Origin of the sequence: Streptomyces sp. Y7, from assembly GCF_043195415.1 — a bacterium.
Lineage (GTDB): Bacteria > Actinomycetota > Actinomycetes > Streptomycetales > Streptomycetaceae > Streptomyces.
In genome coordinates, this window is the sequence record NZ_JBIDDQ010000008.1 from 153462 (window position 1) to 169523 (window position 16062).

Annotated in this window: 20 protein-coding genes and 2 tRNA genes; 13 read left to right on the forward strand and 9 right to left on the reverse strand. The window is 68.4% G+C overall.

All coding sequences use genetic code 11. From position 1 onward, the window contains the following. Nucleotides 1–27: 27 nt before the first annotated feature. From ACGFW6_RS22020 to ACGFW6_RS22045, 6 genes are all read right to left on the reverse strand, one after another. Nucleotides 28–591 (reverse strand): TetR/AcrR family transcriptional regulator, encoded by a 564-nt coding sequence (locus ACGFW6_RS22020; protein WP_393512268.1) that lies wholly within the window; start codon nt 589–591, stop codon nt 28–30. Nucleotides 592–703: 112 nt separating this feature from the next. Continuing rightward, nucleotides 704–1132: a MaoC family dehydratase gene (locus ACGFW6_RS22025; protein WP_393512271.1), complete on the reverse strand. Its 429-nt coding sequence runs from the start codon at nt 1130–1132 to the stop codon at nt 704–706. 6 nt (nt 1133–1138) lie between these two features. Then, complete coding sequence (locus ACGFW6_RS22030; protein WP_393512274.1) at nt 1139–1603, reverse strand: MaoC family dehydratase N-terminal domain-containing protein; 465 nt, start codon at nt 1601–1603, stop codon at nt 1139–1141. Between the two features lie 161 nt (nt 1604–1764). Continuing rightward, entirely contained in the window at nt 1765–1929 is a 165-nt protein-coding gene (rpmG, locus tag ACGFW6_RS22035) for a 50S ribosomal protein L33 (RefSeq protein WP_003948671.1), read from the reverse strand. 89 nt (nt 1930–2018) lie between these two features. Next, a tRNA-Met gene (locus ACGFW6_RS22040) sits at nt 2019–2091 on the reverse strand. Nucleotides 2092–2137: 46 nt separating this feature from the next. Continuing rightward, nucleotides 2138–2210: transfer RNA gene (locus ACGFW6_RS22045), tRNA-Thr, on the reverse strand. A gap of 230 nt (nt 2211–2440) precedes the next feature. On the opposite strand from ACGFW6_RS22045, the gene ACGFW6_RS22050 reads away from it, so the two are divergent. Then, a complete protein-coding gene (locus tag ACGFW6_RS22050; protein WP_393512277.1) occupies nt 2441–3703 on the forward strand; it encodes an amidohydrolase family protein in 1263 nt (420 codons plus the stop codon). Between the two features lie 508 nt (nt 3704–4211). After that, a complete protein-coding gene (locus ACGFW6_RS22055; protein ID WP_393512280.1) occupies nt 4212–4868 on the forward strand; it encodes an SDR family oxidoreductase in 657 nt (218 codons plus the stop codon). Between the two features lie 308 nt (nt 4869–5176). Here the strand turns inward: ACGFW6_RS22055 and ACGFW6_RS22060 are convergent, their stop codons facing one another. Beyond that, nucleotides 5177–5389, reverse strand: a complete 213-nt coding sequence (locus tag ACGFW6_RS22060) for a hypothetical protein (RefSeq protein WP_393512282.1) — start codon at nt 5387–5389, stop codon at nt 5177–5179. Nucleotides 5390–5815: 426 nt separating this feature from the next. Between ACGFW6_RS22060 and ACGFW6_RS22065 the strand changes: the two genes are divergently transcribed. Beyond that, complete coding sequence (locus tag ACGFW6_RS22065) at nt 5816–6631, forward strand: hypothetical protein (protein WP_393512285.1); 816 nt, start codon at nt 5816–5818, stop codon at nt 6629–6631. Between the two features lie 2 nt (nt 6632–6633). Next, nucleotides 6634–7797 (forward strand): helix-turn-helix domain-containing protein, encoded by a 1164-nt coding sequence (locus tag ACGFW6_RS22070; RefSeq protein ID WP_393512288.1) that lies wholly within the window; start codon nt 6634–6636, stop codon nt 7795–7797. 78 nt (nt 7798–7875) lie between these two features. On the opposite strand, the gene ACGFW6_RS22075 is transcribed toward ACGFW6_RS22070, so the two are convergent. Continuing rightward, nucleotides 7876–8553, reverse strand: coding sequence for an AAA family ATPase (locus tag ACGFW6_RS22075; protein WP_393512291.1), 678 nt, complete (start codon nt 8551–8553; stop codon nt 7876–7878). Continuing rightward, nucleotides 8550–9308: a GntR family transcriptional regulator gene (locus tag ACGFW6_RS22080; protein WP_393512294.1), complete on the reverse strand. Its 759-nt coding sequence runs from the start codon at nt 9306–9308 to the stop codon at nt 8550–8552. Before ACGFW6_RS22080 ends, ACGFW6_RS22075 begins: the two co-directional genes overlap by 4 nt. 585 nt (nt 9309–9893) lie before the next feature. Here ACGFW6_RS22080 and ACGFW6_RS22085 point away from each other — a divergent pair. From ACGFW6_RS22085 to ACGFW6_RS22125, 9 genes are all read left to right on the forward strand, one after another. After that, nucleotides 9894–10151, forward strand: coding sequence for a DUF6284 family protein (locus ACGFW6_RS22085; RefSeq protein WP_393512297.1), 258 nt, complete (start codon nt 9894–9896; stop codon nt 10149–10151). Beyond that, nucleotides 10151–10438 (forward strand): DUF6303 family protein, encoded by a 288-nt coding sequence (locus tag ACGFW6_RS22090; protein ID WP_393512300.1) that lies wholly within the window; start codon nt 10151–10153, stop codon nt 10436–10438. The genes ACGFW6_RS22085 and ACGFW6_RS22090 overlap by 1 nt, the downstream gene beginning before the upstream one ends. Continuing rightward, entirely contained in the window at nt 10435–11442 is a 1008-nt protein-coding gene (locus tag ACGFW6_RS22095) for a DUF2637 domain-containing protein (RefSeq protein ID WP_393512792.1), read from the forward strand. Before ACGFW6_RS22090 ends, ACGFW6_RS22095 begins: the two co-directional genes overlap by 4 nt. Continuing rightward, entirely contained in the window at nt 11442–11825 is a 384-nt protein-coding gene (locus ACGFW6_RS22100) for an RRQRL motif-containing zinc-binding protein (RefSeq protein ID WP_393512303.1), read from the forward strand. The genes ACGFW6_RS22095 and ACGFW6_RS22100 overlap by 1 nt, the downstream gene beginning before the upstream one ends. Nucleotides 11826–11853: 28 nt before the next feature. Next, nucleotides 11854–12342 (forward strand): hypothetical protein, encoded by a 489-nt coding sequence (locus ACGFW6_RS22105; RefSeq protein WP_393512306.1) that lies wholly within the window; start codon nt 11854–11856, stop codon nt 12340–12342. Nucleotides 12343–12361: 19 nt separating this feature from the next. Continuing rightward, the gene (traA, locus tag ACGFW6_RS22110; protein WP_393512309.1) at nt 12362–12928 is read left to right on the forward strand and encodes a plasmid transfer protein TraA; all 567 of its coding nucleotides are present in this window, start codon (nt 12362–12364) and stop codon (nt 12926–12928) included. A gap of 12 nt (nt 12929–12940) precedes the next feature. Next, on the forward strand, nt 12941–14992 hold the full coding sequence (gene traB / locus ACGFW6_RS22115) for a plasmid transfer protein TraB (protein WP_393512312.1): 2052 nt from the start codon (nt 12941–12943) through the stop codon (nt 14990–14992). 169 nt (nt 14993–15161) lie between these two features. After that, on the forward strand, nt 15162–15470 hold the full coding sequence (locus tag ACGFW6_RS22120; RefSeq protein WP_393512315.1) for a hypothetical protein: 309 nt from the start codon (nt 15162–15164) through the stop codon (nt 15468–15470). 17 nt (nt 15471–15487) lie between these two features. Continuing rightward, nucleotides 15488–16018: a hypothetical protein gene (locus tag ACGFW6_RS22125; RefSeq protein ID WP_393512318.1), complete on the forward strand. Its 531-nt coding sequence runs from the start codon at nt 15488–15490 to the stop codon at nt 16016–16018. Nucleotides 16019–16062 lie beyond the last annotated feature (44 nt).

Here is a 16062-nt window from a genome sequence, read left to right on the forward strand (position 1 = left end):
CGCAGGGTAACCTTCGCCACCCCGCCGCTACGCCCGCTCGTCGTCCGGCTCCGCCGGCTCCATCCCCGCCCAGACCCGGTGATCGGGCGGGAAGCCCATGGCCACCAGGCAGTTGATGAGCATCCCGTACGCCATGAAGGTCGTCGTCTGCTGGACGTCGGCCCCCAGCGGCAGATGCACGGTGTCCCACAGCCGGGTCCAGCCGGTCCGCACGGCCTCGCCGAACTCGCGGTCGCCCTCCTGCTCGGCGGCCGCCACGGCGAGGTACATCTGCATCTGCATCATCAGCCGCTCGGGCTCCTCCGAGACGACCCTCCGATAGGCGTCGCCCATGGCGTGCAGGGCCTCTTCGCCCTCCACCCCTTCGGAGGCCTCCTCGAACATTCGGATGGTGTCCTCCACACAGCGTTCGGCGGCCGCGAGGAAGATCGCCTTCTTGCCCGGGAAGAGCCGGAAGAGATACGGCTGCGAGACACCGACCCGCTTGGCGATCGCCTCCGTGGACGTGCCGTAGTAGCCACCACGGGCGAACTCGGTCATCGCCGCGCGGACGACACTCTCGCGCCTCTCCTCTGCACTCATCCTGACCATGAAGCTAAGTTAGTACTCAATCACTAACTAGGTCAAGGGGACTCGGCCGGAAACACGTAAGGGGCGCCTCACCAGGGAGAACGCCCCTTACTTCACGGCACGCGCGTGCCGTTCACGCGAGCTGTACGACCGCTCGCGACATACCGAGCACCTTGCGGCCCTCGCTGACCACGGTCAGGTCCACCCGGACCCGGTTGTCGTCGAGCAGGGCCGCGACCTTGCCGCTGACCTCGATCGTGGCGCCCTGGTCGTCGTTGGGCACGACGACGGGCTTGGTGAAGCGGACGCCGTACTCGACGACCGCCGCCGGGTCGCCGGTCCAGTCGGTGACCACACGGATCGCCTCGGCCATGGTGAACATGCCGTGCGCGATGACGTCCGGCAGTCCGACCTCCTTGGCGAACTTCTCGTTCCAGTGGATCGGGTTGAAGTCGCCGGAGGCGCCCGCGTACTGGACGAGCGTGGCGCGGGTCACGGAGAAAGTCTGGGCGGGCAGTTCGGTGCCGACCTCGACGTCGCCGTACGCAATCTTCGCCGTCATAGCCGCTCAGGCCTTCCCTTCTTCGGCGTCCGCCCCACGGGCCACGAGTTTCGTCCAGGCGGTCACGACGTGCTCCCCCGCCTCGTCGTGGACCTCGCCGCGGATGTCGACGATCTCGTTGCCGGCCATGGACTTGACGGCCTCGATGGTCGAGGTGACGGACAGCCGGTCACCGGCGCGCACCGGCCGGGTGTAGGCGAACTTCTGGTCACCGTGCACGACCCGGCTGTAGTCCAGGCCCAGCTGGGGGTCCTCGACGACCTGTCCCGCCGCCTTGAACGTGATGGAGAAGACAAAGGTCGGCGGGGCGATCACGTCCGGGTGGCCCAGCGCCTTGGCGGCCTCCGGGTCGGTGTACGCCGGGTTGGTGTCCCCCACGGCCTCCGCGAACTCACGGATCTTCTCCCGGCCCACCTCATAGGGCTCGGTGGGCGGGTAGCTCCGCCCCACGAAGGACTGGTCGAGCGCCATGGCTCGGTACCTCCTGCTGTCTACTGCGGTTGACCTGCTGGTTCGCCTGACTGATGCGCCTGGCTGATGCGCCGGGGCCGACCGGAACCGGCCGGTAACCGGGCCCGAAACGACGCGAGGCCGCCCCCACTGTCGGGGGCGGCCTCGCGTACGAGCCTGATTTATCGCGTCTCGCGGTGCGCGGTGTGCGCGTTGCAACGCGGGCAGTGCTTCTTCATCTCAAGACGGTCCGGGTTGTTACGCCGGTTCTTCTTGGTGATGTAGTTCCGCTCCTTGCACTCCACGCAGGCCAGCGTGATCTTCGGGCGGACGTCGGTGGCAGCCACGTGAGTGCTCCTTGACGAACGGATGGGATGGTTTAACGCATAGAAGAGTAGCCGATCGAAGGACCGACCCCGCAATCGGCTACTGTCAGTAGCGGTGACCGGACTTGAACCGGTGACACAGCGATTATGAGCCGCTTGCTCTACCGACTGAGCTACACCGCTTTGATGTGATCCGTTCCCGCCTCGCGGCGGGAACCTCTCACACCAGAGCCCCAATACGGAATCGAACCGTAGACCTTCTCCTTACCATGGAGACGCTCTACCGACTGAGCTATTGGGGCGAGCGATGAAGACATTACACGCTCAGCCGCCGTTCACCCAAATCCGTTTCACGGCCCGCTTCTGGGGCCGATCGGCGGAGCACACGGACACCTCGCAGGCCATCGCGGGTCCCGCGGACGCGCTCCCGTTCGGCGGACCACACCGGTACGACTATTGCGCTCCTGCGCTTCCGTGCCCCCTCGTCACCCTAGGCTCGACTCACTCTGCGTGATCTTGCCTCTGGAGCGCGATGCCCGACAGCCACCCCCAGCCGCCCCACTCGTCCTCCTCGTCGGGCTCGTCCGGACCGGCCGATCCCAGTGCTCTCCTGCTGTGCGGAGCACGGCTCACCGACGGCCGGACCGTGGACGTACGGCTGGACGGCGGACGCATCGAGGCGGTCGGCACGGCCGGCAGCCTGGCGGGCGGCACGCGTGCGTGCGGTGCGCGCGTGGACCTCGGCGGCTATCTCCTCCTGCCGGCCCCGGCCGAGCCGCACGCCCACGGCGACACCGCGCTCTCCGCCGACGAGGGCGGACCGGTCTCCTACGACCCGCCTGACGTGCAGCGCCGGGCCACCGAGGCCGCTCTGCTCCAGCTCGGGCACGGGGCGACCGTGCTCCGGGCGCATGTACGCGTGGACGAGATCCAGGAGCTGAACGCGCTCGCCGCCGTACTCCAGGCACGGCGTTCGCTGCGCGGGCTCACCGAGTTGACGACGGTGGCGATGCCCCGGCTGCTGACCGGCGTCGCCGGGGCCGACGGGCTCGCGATGCTGCGGGACGCCGTGAAGATGGGCGCGTCGGTGGTCGGCGGCTGTCCCGACCTCGACCCGGATCCGACCGGCTACGTGGAGGCGGTCCTGGAGGTCGCCTCCGAGCACGGCTGCCCCGTCGACCTGCACACCGACGCCACCGACCCGGCGCGCCTCTCCCGCCTCGCCGCGATGGCCGGCGGCCTCCGCCCCGGTGTGACGCTCGGCCCGTGCGGCGGCCTGGGACGCCTGCCGTCCCAGGTGGCCTCCCGCGCCGCGGACCAGCTCGCCGCGGCCGGTGTGACGGTCGTGTGCCTGCCGCAGGGCGGCTGCGGGGGCGTGGAACGACGGGCCACGGCGCCCGTACGACTGCTGCGCGCCGCCGGCGTACGCGTCGCCGCCGGCAGCGGTGCCCTGCGGGACGTGTCGAACCCGGTCGGCCGCGGGGACCCGCTGGAGGCCGCCTATCTGCTGGCCTCCCGCCACGGGCTGCGCCCCGAGGACGCGTACGACTGTGTCAGCGCGTCGGCGCGCGCGGCAATGGGTCTGCCCGAGGTACGGGTGGAGGCGGGCTTCCCGGCCGAACTGCTCGCGGTCCGCGGGGACCGGCTGTCGGGCGCGCTGTCGCTGGCGTACAGCCGGATCGTGGTGCACCGGGGGCGGGTTGTCGCGCGGACGAGCGCGGTACGGGAGTACTGCAACTCCGCCGTGGCCGCGGAGTTGGGGCTGCCCCGGCAGGGGCGGGGGGAACTGTCGTGAGGCGGTCAGGGCGAGGGTGACTTGGGGGCCGGGCGAGGGTGATTTGGGGGCCGGGCGAGGGTGATTTGGGGCCGGGCGGGTCGCTTGAGGGGCGGGTGGCGCGGCTTGAGGGGCGGGTGGCGCGGCTTGAGGTCCGGGTGGCGCGGCTTGAGGGGCGGGTGACGTGGCTTGAGGTCCGGGTGACGGGCTTGAGGGGCGGGTGACGTGGCTTGGGGGCGGGTGGCGTGCCTTGAGGTCCGGGTGACGGGCTTAAGGTCCGGGTGACGGGCTTAAGGTCCGGGTGACGGGCCTGAGGGCGAGTGGCGCGGCTTGAGGAGCGGGTGGCGCGGCTTGAGGTCCGGGTGACGGGTTTGAGGGGCGGGTGGCGTGGCTTGAGGGGCGCACGGTCACCCACGTGCGCCCTCGACTCGCACCCCGGCGCCCGTTCATGATGCGCACGCCTCCAAGGCGGTGGGGCGTGGCTGAAGTCGTGCGGCGGATGCGGCTGTCCGGGCGTACGGTCGGAATCATGCGCATTGTCATCGCTGGTGGTCATGGTCAGATCGCGCTGCGGCTGGAGAAGCTGCTCGCCGCGCGCGGAGACGAGGTCGCGGGGATCATCCGCAAGGCCGAACAGGGCGACGATCTGCGGGCGGCCGGTGCCGAACCCGTCGTACTGGACCTGGAGTCGGCCTCGGTCGAGGAGGTCGCCTCTCATCTCCAGGGCGCGGACGCGGCGGTCTTCGCGGCCGGCGCGGGCCCGGGCAGCGGAACGGACCGCAAGGACACGGTGGACAAGGGCGCGGCCGTCCTGTTCGCGGACGCGGCGGTCCGGGCGGGCGTCAGGCGCTTCCTGGTCGTGTCGTCGATGGGCGCGGACCCGCGGCACGAGGGCGACGAGATCTTCGACGTCTATCTGCGCGCCAAAGGCGCCGCCGACGAGTACGTCCGCGGCCTGGACGCCCTGGACTGGACGATCCTGCGGCCCGGAATGCTCACGAACGACGCCGGAAACGGCCAGGTACGTCTGGAGGCCCACACCGGCCGCGGTCCGATTCCGCGCGACGACGTGGCCGCCGTCCTGGCGGAGTTGCTCGACACCCCGGCGACACACGGCCTGACGCTCGAAGTCATCAGCGGCTCGGCCCCGGTGTCGGTAGCCGTGAAGTCGGTGGCGGGGAACTGAGGACGGCCACCGCCGGGGTCCGCAACGGCCCCGGCACGATCTGAACGGGGTCGGGCCGTCATGACCTGGACGGGGTCGGGCCGTCATGACCTGGACGGGGTCCGGCCCTCACGACCGAACGGGCCCTGCCCTCACGACCGAACGGGCCCTGCCGTCACGACCTGAGCGGGTCCTGCGTCACCGTCGCAAAGCGGTACACGCGTACCGGGCACGGCAGTTCACGACCGCACGGTAGCGGGGTTCAGGACAGCGGCAGCTGAACGGGGACTCGGGGTTCAGAGCAGCGGCAGTTGGCCGGGCACTCGGGTTCAGAACAGCGGAAGCTGACCTGAAAACTCGGGCACGACGTACCCGTCCAACGCGGGCTGTGCCGCCCCGAGTTCCGCCTGCCGTCGCGACCCGGGGCACGACACCAGTTCCCCGTGCTCCCGCGCGCCCGGCGGGTCGTGCCGTGCGAACCGGCCGGCGACGACGGCGATCTCCCGACGGCACTCGGGGCAACTTCTGCGACGCGTGCTCATGGGGTCAGTGTGCCCCGGGCGCACCCCGGGAACGCGAAAACCCCTCCGCTCTACGTTTCCGCAGATCGGAGGGGTTTTCCCCAGTGTGGCGGCGCCAGGATTCGAACCTGGGAAGGCTGAGCCGGCAGATTTACAGCGGGCTCCCCTCATTCGCTCTGACCATGGGCTTCACCTCGCTGGGGTCCCTCCGGGGGACGCCTGGGGGAATCGCGCCTCCTCTACGACGCTCAACAGCAGATGCACGACCGGAAGAGGTCGCCCTCCACCAGCCCTCAGACCCCTGGCGCCATGCCTCGCATCAGGACAGGGTTGTCAGTGCTCGGTTGTACAGTGCGCCACAGCAGAGACAGGTTCTCTCCAGGTCGCACTAGCGGCCACACGGTTCACTTTGATGCGCAGATTACTGATTCTGGGTATAGTGCCGCCATGACTGAGCAGGAGGAGGTCGTCAGCGACCTCTCGAAGGCCGGCGTGCTTGCCGGCATCTCGTGGGCGGTGGCTTCCGCGTACGCGGAGACCATGCGGGACTACGACCCACGCCGCGGATACGGGCCTGGCTACGTCGGCTACACCGCTCATGGCCTCATCTGTGACCGCATGGACCGCGTCTTCTCATGCGGCGACTTCCATCTGCCTGCCGGCCTCCCGTCAGACGCCGGGATGGACACCGTCCGAGAGGGGCTACACCCTGACGATTTCGACAGGATGCCCCGCCTGAACCCACACCTTGTCTCGTACGCTCCCCTGAACAACTCGCCGGGGTGGCAGTTCGGGTCCCGACGATGGCTCTTGCAGTCCTTTCACTTTGGGCAGAGCCGAAAGATTCGATGGGCCACAAAGAGCGAAACCAAGCGTCGGGTCGCCTCGCACCCCGACCCTGACCCTGAGCCTGAGTACGACTTGTTCGCGGCGGGTGTCCTCATGCTGGATGGATTCGAACCCTTTCCCCCAGCCATGGACCCGGACGACGAAGAAACAAGCAACACTTTCGTTGTCGGCCACAGCATCCACGAGGAGTTCAAGGAGCGAGAACTCGTATTTGGTCGCCCCAACCTAATAACCCACCAGTCATGGCACTGGAAGCACAACCTGATGACACTTCCGCCCGAGCCTGGAGGGGGCATGCCGGTCGGCCGCGACCCGCAGCCGTACACTCCTAACCCGAACGAAGTTGTCTCTGACGCTCCGGTACGTCTCCGTAAGACGCCAAATGAGCGCAACAGTAGCGAAACGAGTGGTTAAGCATGAATTCTCGTCACCGATCCTCAGTGCAGATCGGTGATGTTGCGCAGCTCTTCGATGGAAGGCGCTTGCGGTTGGCCCGCCACCTTGCGGGCCTCCGCAAGAACGGCTTGGCCGATAAAGTCGGGAAAACACCCACAGCAATCGCTTCGTACGAAAAGAACACTAAGCGGCCAGCCCCAGCCACCGTTGCGCAACTAAGCCTAGCCCTGGGCGTGGATCCTTCATTCTTCCTACCAGGCCCCGTGGAGCTGGAATTCGCGGATGTGGTTGCACACTTCCGCTCCCTCAGGTCCACGACCCAACTAGCCCGAGATCAAGCGTTGGCATATGGCCTGGCCACTGTCGAAGTATCTGCCACGCTTGAGAGGCATGTAGAGTTTCCCGCTGCGAATATTCCGCACTTTGAAGTCAGGGATGACGCTGATTCTCCGGAGGAGGCCGCAAATCTCCTCCGGTCCTCTTGGGACATGCCACTAGGGCCGCTCCCGCACCTAGTGCGCGGCGCAGAGAATCGAGGGATACTCGTAGTTTTTAGTGCACTCGCGAGCGCGAGCGTAGACGCATATTCGTTCGAGGGAATGTCACGCCCGGTTGTCGCACTAAACCCTGCCAAGCGTGACTATTATAGACAACGATTCGACCTGGCTCACGAATTGGGGCATCTAGTCATGCACACAGACGCAGAGCCAGGTTCAGCCAAGACTGAAGCGCAAGCGGACCGATTTGCCTCAGAATTTCTAATGCCCAGAGATCAGATTCACGATCTCCTTCCCGGCAAAGCAGACTGGGGACAACTGCAACGGCTAAAGGAATCTTGGGGGGTCAGCCTCCAAGCCCTCCTTTACCGCTCTCGCGCGTTGGGCGTAATGAGCGATGTAACATACCGAAATGCAATGATGTACCTGAGCTCCAAAGGATGGCGACGACAGGAGCCTGGGGTGATGCCAGTTCTGGAACAACCATCGCTATTGCCAGGAGCCGTCACTCTCCTTGAAGGATCAGGAGTGAGTCAGCACACACTTGCCGAGGAAGCTCGCGTTCCCTTGGATCTCTTCCGGCAAATCTGCTCAAGATTTCCGCAGTACGAGCCAGAAATTGATGGGGAACCTGACGAAAAGCTCCTTCCAGTTGGCGTTGTGTCTCTCTTTTCGAAGCGTCATTAATCAAGAAGTATGCTCCGACTCGACAGGGAATCGCCCCTCTCATCCACCTACCTGGGCAAGCAGATGAGAGGGCGATAGTCAGGAGCGGGTGGCATCGAGCACCGCAGTCACGGCTGCGAGGTCGCCGTCGTACGTAACGTGCGGCTCACTCGGCTCCGGTGGCACGAAGCGAGTGCGGTAGCGCTGAAGATCACTCTCGGAGAAATAGATCGAGTTGGGATCGTGCGCGTGGGCTTTATTGCGCTCGCTGATCCTTTCCCAGAGTTCGTCATGGCTCGCTTCGAGGTAGACAAGCACCGGAGTTGCGCCAGCGTCGGCGGCAATGGCTCGCCACCGAGCACGGTCGTCCGGCGTCCAGAAACCATGGTCCACCACGACGTCTCGCCCTGCCTGGAGATGTTCGCGGAGTTCAATCGCGACCTCCTCCAGGACCGGACGCTCCAGGGTGGGGAAGGTGCCTCGCGGGAAGTCCACCCCATACACGCCGTGACGGCGATACATCTCCTCATCCGGGCACAGACGCACGAAGCCGCGAGCGGTCAGGGCCCGGGAAAGGGTGGTCTTGCCGGAGCCGGGGAGGCCGGCCATGAGGACGCAGAACGGCGGGCGTGAGGGCATCGGTCTCGTCAAGGTCCGGGAGATCTCAGACATCTTCGCTTCGGCTTCGGGGGTGAGCGGGCCAGCACGGTGAGCGGCAAGCAGAGCGTCCAAACGGTCTTCAAGCACGCTCATCAGTGTGTCGTCGACCGCCGTCACGGGGAAACCTCCGATTCCGTCCGCCATGTGCGACCAGGGCCCCCGAGGTCGACACCGTACTCGACGACATTCCCCTCGCTGTCGATGAACTTCGCTGTCATGACGACCACGGGTTCTGTCGGCGGATTCTCAGGGTCAAGCTCCAGAAGCTGTGCGTCCTCCGCTGCCAACAGGCGCGCTGAGGCACTATCGATGCGATGACTGATCGGGAGCCCGGTCGCTTCGGCGATGAGCTGAAGCGAAGTTCCCCCAGTCAACCGCTCGCTCTTCGCCAACTGCGGGATCAGCTTCCCGTACTGAGACGGGATCCAAGACGTACTGTGCGCCACGATGCCGTGCCGGTCCCTATACACCCGGCGCCGGCGGATCACATCGGAGCGAGGTTCGATGCCCAGAGCCTGCGCTACCTCTGGGGGCGCCGGAACTACAGCGGCTTGGTGCGAGTCGGACTTTTCACCGGACCCCCAACTTGATCCGGTACGGCGGCCCCGGTCTTGACGCTGAGATCCCGAAGACATGGGAGCGGGCTGGTCCAGGACTTCCGTCCCGATCCCATGGATCCCTCGGACTAGGCCGTCGTTGCGTAGCTTGCGCAACGCCTTCTCGGCCGTTGCCGTGCTGACACTCCACTCCGCCGCGAGGTTTTTGATGCTCGGCAGCAGCGTCCCCGGCGGCATCTGACCAGACGCGATCTGCTCCGCGTAGTGGGCGGCAATCTTCGCGTACGGCGCCCGATTGTCGGCCTGACCAGCCATTTCGCTAGCTCCTTCGCATCTAGTTCCCTGCGGTTCCCTAGCTTACCGCTTGACACCCCAGGGAACCCTAGGGAACCTTAGGGATGTGCCCGCCGGTCCGGTCGGGAGCCCGAAAGGGGCTCATCCGGCCTGCGCGAGCACGCCTCAACAACTCCACAGCGTGATCCACCGCAGACACGACGGCTGTGACGACACCCCGGCCGAGGCGAGTGGAGACCAGTCGGTCATCTCCCGTCAGGGACACGCGCCGACTCAAAAGAACGGATCTGCCCAAGGGCACGCACGCCGCGCGAAGAGACCGAGATGCGATTCCTCGGAAGAGCGGGACTGAGGCACAGATCCATATCGCGTACGACGGGCCGTCACCTCCCGCAAAAGGTGGCCGGCGCGGCTCAGGCCCGCGCACTCGCCCCGGCATCCAGCCGTGAGGGCGCGGGATCGACTCCCGCCCGGGGCACTCCGGCCGCTGCTCTGTGGCCGTGCCGCGCTAAGCCGCGGCTGATCACCCACAACGGCGCGCACCCCCGGAGGGGCAACTCCGGGGGTGCTGTTCGGGCCGTTCACCTGTGAGAGGAACACGACCCTATGAACCCCATCGTGACTGTTCAGGATGCTGTTACCGCGTTCGCCGACTACATGGAGCCGACGGATGCGGAGCTGGACGCGATCGACCGCGAGATGCCCGTCATCCTCGCGGACATCGACCTGCTTGACGCGCACATCGCCACCCTGGATCGCACTCCGACCGAGCTGGACGAGCGTCGCCTTCGCCGTGCCCGCCGCCGGGCGCTGGCCGCGCGGGTGGAGCTGGTCAACTCCGTCGACTCCGGCGTGGTGGCCTGATGGAGCAGAGGTTCACGGCGCAGATGTCCATGTACCGCGGCTCTTGGCGCCTGTACGTGGTCCTGCTGAACACCACGGAGTGCTGGCCGCAGTTCGGCTTTGCACGGGCTCTGCCGGTGCCGACGTTCACGGAGCGTACGGAGGCGCTCAGCGTGCTGGGCTTCGAGCCGGTACCGGGCGCTGATTGGGCGTGGACCGAGGACAGCGAGACCCACGGTGACCCTGCCTCGCCGGTCGTTCTGATCGCCGCGACGCGGGTGCGTTCATGGACGGGGGCGAGCGCGTGAACGCCGTTCAGATCCGTTCAGCCGAGCGCGCGCTGTCGGTCGGTACGTGGCTGATCGTGGCGGGCGCGATGCTCTACTCGATCCTCGCCGTCACCCCCCTCGCTGCCGCGCACACCCAGGACAAGTGGGACTGGACGGCACCGATCCTGCCGCTCGTGGTGGATGCCGCGGTGGTGATCGTGGTCCGTCTGGATGCGGTGCTGGCCCGGCTCGGAGGGCACGGCGGGCGGTGGCCGGTCGTGCTGCGCTGGATGACCGGCTGCATGACTCTCGCTCTCAACGTCGCGGACTCTGCGCTGCAAAAGGACCTGGTGGGTGTGGCTGTGCACGCGGTCGCGCCGCTGCTGCTGATCGTCACCGCGGAAACCGGGCTCGCCTACCGGCGTGCGATCGCCGCCGCCGTGGCCGAGCTGGAGACACGGCAGCAGGAACAGCGGGAAGCCCGCGAGCGGGCGGTTGCCGAGCGGCGTGAGACGGCCGCGCGCCTGGCCCGTGAGGAGCGCGAGCACGCCGCGCTGCTGGCGCGTGAACAGCGTGAACACGAAGCACACCTGATCCGCGAGCAGGCCGAGCGCGAGGAAGCCGCCCGCCGTGAGGAACGCGAGCGCGCCGCGGCCCGTGAGCAGGCTGAGCGGGAGGCGCGTGAACGCGTAGAGCGCGAGCGTGAACAGCAGGCCCGGGAGCGTGAACGCCGTGAGCGCGAGGCCGCTGAGCGGGCCGAGCAGGAGCGGGCCGCGCGTGTGGAGCGTGAACGCCGTGAACAGGCTGAGCGTCAGGCCCGTGCCGAGCGTGAACGCGCCGCGCTGCTCGCCGCCGGGCCCGCTGTCGAGAAGCTCCCCGAGGATCGCGCCCGTGCCACCGTGCAGGCCGCTTTCGAGGCGGGGTTGCCGGTGCGGTCCGCTGCCGAGCTGTGCGGCTGGTCGGTCGGGTGGGTGTCCACCCGCTACCAGGAGCTCCGGGACGCCGGCCACCCCACCTTCGAGGCTGACGGGGCGATGGTCTGATGCCGACCGCCTACGCCAAGTGCTTCGACCCGAACGGGGTCCGCTACGGCATACCGACCTACCCATGGCGCATGGCCCCGGACGGCTACGCCACCCGCCGACAGCTCCGCACCCGCGGCTTACGGCCCGGCGGACAGCCAGTCGCCGCTCAGGTCATGCGCATCAACCGCAAGGCGGGGACGCCTCGGGTCGCCTTCCTCTACCGCGTGGACCTGGCACTGCCGGTCCGCCCCATGACCTCGCGCAAGTGGGGCGCCCTGGCGCTGGCGATGCTCGCCCGCCGCACTTGCCCGAGCTGCCAGGTCACCTACAGCTACTGCCTGTCGACCAGGCACGGCATCTGCGGTCTCTGCATCGCTTCTGAAGAACAGCGCGCCGCCTGAACACCCCCTTCAACCTGGGAGTTTCGCTGTGTCCAGCCGTACCCGAACCCGCGGTGGCGCGGGTGTCCACACCGTTCGTATCCCGCATCAGCGCGGTCGCCGCTCGCAGCCGTTCCTGATCGTTGTCCCGGACCGGCCCTCGCTGACCCGCGAGGCGTTCGGCTTCCTGGGACGCGCGCTGTGGCGCTTCCGCGGCGCGCTCGCCCCCACCGGTTTCGCCCTGCTCGCGCTGGTCGTCACCGCGCTCCTGCACGTCCTGGGCTGGTGGTCGGGGCTGGTGCTCGCGCCGCTGGCCGTGGCCCCGGCGGTCTGGCTCGGCATCATGCAGCGCCGCCGCGCCGCCCACGGTTCCGTGCTGGCCTGGCGCATCGGCCTGGCCGTGCTCGCCATGCTCACCGGCTCGTGGGCGGCGCTGGCCGCCGGGTTCGGCCCGCTGGCGGGCCCGCTCGGGCTGGTCTGGCTGCTGGGCCTGATCGTGGCGCAGACCGCGTGGCTCATCGTCCGCCGCACCCGCTGACTTCAAGGGAGATTGCCTGATGGCTCAGACCACCAACGGCCAGCGTCGGCAGGCGCCGGCGAACAACCGCAACGGCGCGAACCCGCAGAACAAGGGTGCCAAGTTCACCAACGCGGGGGCCGCCGTGGGCGGGTTCGTTGGCGCGGTGGGCGGCTCGTTCGTCCCGCCGATCAACGTCACCGTCAACAACAACAAGGCTGCCGGACGTGCCCACGGCGGCCGTACGCACGCGGACTCCCTCCTGCCAGCACCGGAGTTCACCTCCCCGGCGCAGGTGCGGAACTACTGCAACACCCTGCGGGCCGCGGCCGTGACGCTGTCCATCGAGGTCGCCATGGGTGCGGAGATCCTCAAGGGCGTCCTGGCCGCGGTGCCGGACCCGGAGGGCCGCGCGTTCGGCTCCCGGGTTCGCGCCCGGAAGGTCTCCCGCAAGATGCAGCGCTCCGCGGACTCCCTACGGGATGCCGCGAAGAACGCAGCGGCCTGCTACGCGACCTTCCAGCAGGAGTTCGAGGAAGAGATCAACCGGGTCCGTCACCGCGCCCGCAAGCCCGCCCAGCCGGTCATGAACTGGGCTCAGCAGTAAGGAGGTTGAGCCATGACTCACCAGTGGACTGACCAGGACGGCCGGACCTACCCGCTCACCGTCCCCACCACGAACGAAGGTACGGGCGGCACCGTCCGCGCCTACCTGCTGAACCGGGCCAAGCCGCACCTGCCGCCGTGGCTCGGCTGGGCCGGTACCGGGCTGGTCGGGGCGGTGGGCAACTGGCAGTGGGGCGAAAGCCCCTGGGCTGGCGTGGGGCTGACCCTGGCCTCCGTCGCGCTGACCGGCGGGACGTGGCTGATGGGCAAGAACACGACTCAGCAGCGGCGCCTGCACTCCGCCATCACGGTGGCCGCGGGCTCCGCCTGGGTGACCGCGGCCTGCCTGTCCGGGCCGACAGCCGGGCCGATCGACGACCTGTATCTCATGGGCGGCCCGGTTCTGGCTCTGTCCTGGAACATCCGCATGGTCCTGCGCCACACCCCCGACGCCACCGCAGCCGGAGGCGACAAGGGCCTGCTGGAGAAGATCGGGCTTGCGCGGGCGCAGATCGGTGCGGCGAAGGTGGAGACCAACCGGGTCACTGCCCCGGTCGCGCTGGATGCGGGGACGCAGACCAACGACGACATGGCCAAGGCGTTGGGCAACCTCGCCTCCGCCCTGGATCTGCCGACCTCCGCGGTTCGCTACACCCCCGACCCTGATTCCAATCGCCGTGGCGACCTGGTGATCGTGCCGGAGGACATGTTGTCCGAGGTGGTGGAGTGGCAGGGCCCCTCGAACCTGGGTGGGTCGATCGCCGATCCGCTGGTCATCGGCCGCTACGACGATGGCTCCGTGCTGGTGATGTGGCTGCCGGGTGACCCGGAGTCGGGCCGCAACTCCACGCACGGGCTGATCGCGGGCGGGACCGGTTCCGGCAAGGGCGATGCCGCCCTGAACCTGCTCACGGAGATCCTCTCCCGCCGGGACGTGATCGTGTGGTTCTCCGACCCCAAGGCGTTCCAGGACTTCGCCCCGCTACGCCCCGGTTTGGACTGGGGTGTCGAGGGCGGCTCGGGTACTGAGGTGATGGTGGCGGCTGTCGAGGCTGTCATCCCCGCCCGCACGCGCTGGCTGGGTGCCCACGGCTACCGGCAGTGGGTGCCCGCGGCAGCCGAGCAGCAGAACGACCCCGAGCACTCCTGCCACGCCGACGGCACGGCGTGCGGGTGTGAGGGGATGCCGTTCCTGGTCACCTGGTTCGAGGAGGCCGCCAACACCCTGCGCAACCTGGGCGATGACACGTTCACTGGGATCGCCCAGGAGGCCCGTTCGGCGGGTGTCTCGCTGATCGTGTCGCTTCAGCGGCCCTCCTACGACCAGATGTCCACCTCCACTCGCGCCTCTCTCCCGTCCGTGATCGCGCTGGGCTGCGACGCGCGCGATGAGGGGTTCTCGCTGCCGGATGAGGTGCTGGCACAGGGCGCCCACCCCGGGGCGTGGGGTAACCGGCGGCCCGGCTACTGCTACGTCGTCTCCCCTGGCATCCCCGAGGACCGCTACGCCTCCCCGGGCCGTACGTGGCGCTTCACCGGCCGGGCCGTGCCGGTCATGGAGCTGTTGGCCACGTGGGCACAGCGCAACGGCGCCGCCGCGGACCCGGTCACCGCTGGCGCCGCCTCCGGTGTCGCGGGCAACGCCTACACCGGCCGGACGGACTCCGGCGCCGACCCGCAGGCGACGGTGCTGCGGGCCGTCCCCGAGGAGGACGACATGGAACAGGGCCGTCTGCTCGTGGACCCGGAGGACCAGCACATCGACCCGGAGGCCGAACTGCCCGACGTTGAGGAAGGCGACGACGCCCCGATCTTCGGGCAGGAAGCCGGCCGCAAGCCCTCCCCGGAGGAAGCTCGGGAGCTGTTCGCCCAGGCGCTGGAGGAGTTCGAGGAAGCCGGACAGATGATCGTCGGTCCGAAGGACTTCCTGGACTGGTGCGACCACCACAGCCTCTCCCGCTCCTGGGTGTCCAAGCGGCTGAAGGAAGCGGCCATCGAGGGCCGCTTGGAGCAGACGAACACCACCGGCAGGTGGCGCATCGTCCCCGTCCTCACGGCTGCCTGACGCCCGTCACATGTGACGGGCGCGTCACACCCAAACCCCTAGGCAGGCGCGGGTGTGACGCGCCGGAACAGCGGCCCGTCACACCCCGCACACCTGCCTGACACTCACCCGCGCGGGCCCGCGTCACACCTCCGGCGCGGGCCCGCGCGGCTCACCCGAGGGAGCCCTGATGACCCACCGCGACCCGCCGGGGATCATCGCCCCGCACATCCCCGCCGACGCCTACCGCCGCGCCGAAACCACCGGCACCCCGGTCGTCATCGTCGTCCACACCGCCGAGTCGACCGGACGGCCGCTGAGGCACTACCTCATCCCGCTCGCCGTCGCCGGAGCAGGAGCCATCGGGATCTTCGCCACCGTGGCCGCGTTCCTCGCCCTGCTCGACTTCGCCGCCCACACCGCCATCGCCGTGGCCAGCGCCACGGGGCCGCTCAGTGTCGGCGGGATCAGCCTCAAGCTCTTCGGCTCCAAGCGCTGACAGGAGACCGCCCACCCATGTTCGAAATCCGCGTCATCTGCGACCCCGCTGAAACCGACCGCGTCCTGACCACACTCGGCACCGCCTTCACGGCCGGCATCGCACGCCACTACCCGGGCCGGGAAGGTCAGCACTGCCTCTACGTCCGGGCCGACCACAAGCACACGCCCGAGCCGGACGTCACGGACTGGCCCCATGCCACCCAGGCATACGCGACCGCACCCGAGCCAGGCGGGGAGCTGGTGTGGCTCAGCAACACCGAGGACCGGGGGCGTGAGTGGCTGCTGCGTCGTGCGGCCCTCATGGACCGCATGGCCAGTGGCCTCATCCCCGGCTACACGGCCAGCCGCAGCACCGCCCTCGACCTGGCATCCCGGCTGATGGGCCTGGACGGAGCCGTCGTGGGCTGCAACCCGCGCGCCTACGTCCGCCAGCAGTACGCCGCATGGCGGCACCAGCAGCAGGCCGCACTCAACGCCGACGGGCGTTGCCCGAACTGCCAGTGGCCGGAGCAGGACTGCAACTGCGCTGACCACCCCGACGCCTAGCTACGCCAAGGGCGGCCCCCGCATCTCGCCAAAGAACGGGGCCG

Coding starts and splice junctions, on each gene's coding strand:
- ACGFW6_RS22020 (WP_393512268.1), bottom strand. CDS start 591: ATGGTCAGGATGAGTGCAGAGGAGAGGCGCGAGAGTGTCGTCCGCGCG.
- ACGFW6_RS22025 (WP_393512271.1), bottom strand. CDS start 1,132: ATGACGGCGAAGATTGCGTACGGCGACGTCGAGGTCGGCACCGAACTG.
- ACGFW6_RS22030 (WP_393512274.1), bottom strand. CDS start 1,603: ATGGCGCTCGACCAGTCCTTCGTGGGGCGGAGCTACCCGCCCACCGAG.
- ACGFW6_RS22050 (WP_393512277.1), top strand. CDS start 2,441: ATGCCCGACAGCCACCCCCAGCCGCCCCACTCGTCCTCCTCGTCGGGC.
- ACGFW6_RS22055 (WP_393512280.1), top strand. CDS start 4,212: ATGCGCATTGTCATCGCTGGTGGTCATGGTCAGATCGCGCTGCGGCTG.
- ACGFW6_RS22060 (WP_393512282.1), bottom strand. CDS start 5,389: ATGAGCACGCGTCGCAGAAGTTGCCCCGAGTGCCGTCGGGAGATCGCC.
- ACGFW6_RS22065 (WP_393512285.1), top strand. CDS start 5,816: ATGACTGAGCAGGAGGAGGTCGTCAGCGACCTCTCGAAGGCCGGCGTG.
- ACGFW6_RS22070 (WP_393512288.1), top strand. CDS start 6,634: ATGAATTCTCGTCACCGATCCTCAGTGCAGATCGGTGATGTTGCGCAG.
- ACGFW6_RS22080 (WP_393512294.1), bottom strand. CDS start 9,308: ATGGCTGGTCAGGCCGACAATCGGGCGCCGTACGCGAAGATTGCCGCC.
- ACGFW6_RS22085 (WP_393512297.1), top strand. CDS start 9,894: ATGAACCCCATCGTGACTGTTCAGGATGCTGTTACCGCGTTCGCCGAC.
- ACGFW6_RS22090 (WP_393512300.1), top strand. CDS start 10,151: ATGGAGCAGAGGTTCACGGCGCAGATGTCCATGTACCGCGGCTCTTGG.
- ACGFW6_RS22100 (WP_393512303.1), top strand. CDS start 11,442: ATGCCGACCGCCTACGCCAAGTGCTTCGACCCGAACGGGGTCCGCTAC.
- traA (WP_393512309.1), top strand. CDS start 12,362: ATGGCTCAGACCACCAACGGCCAGCGTCGGCAGGCGCCGGCGAACAAC.
- traB (WP_393512312.1), top strand. CDS start 12,941: ATGACTCACCAGTGGACTGACCAGGACGGCCGGACCTACCCGCTCACC.
- ACGFW6_RS22120 (WP_393512315.1), top strand. CDS start 15,162: ATGACCCACCGCGACCCGCCGGGGATCATCGCCCCGCACATCCCCGCC.
- ACGFW6_RS22125 (WP_393512318.1), top strand. CDS start 15,488: ATGTTCGAAATCCGCGTCATCTGCGACCCCGCTGAAACCGACCGCGTC.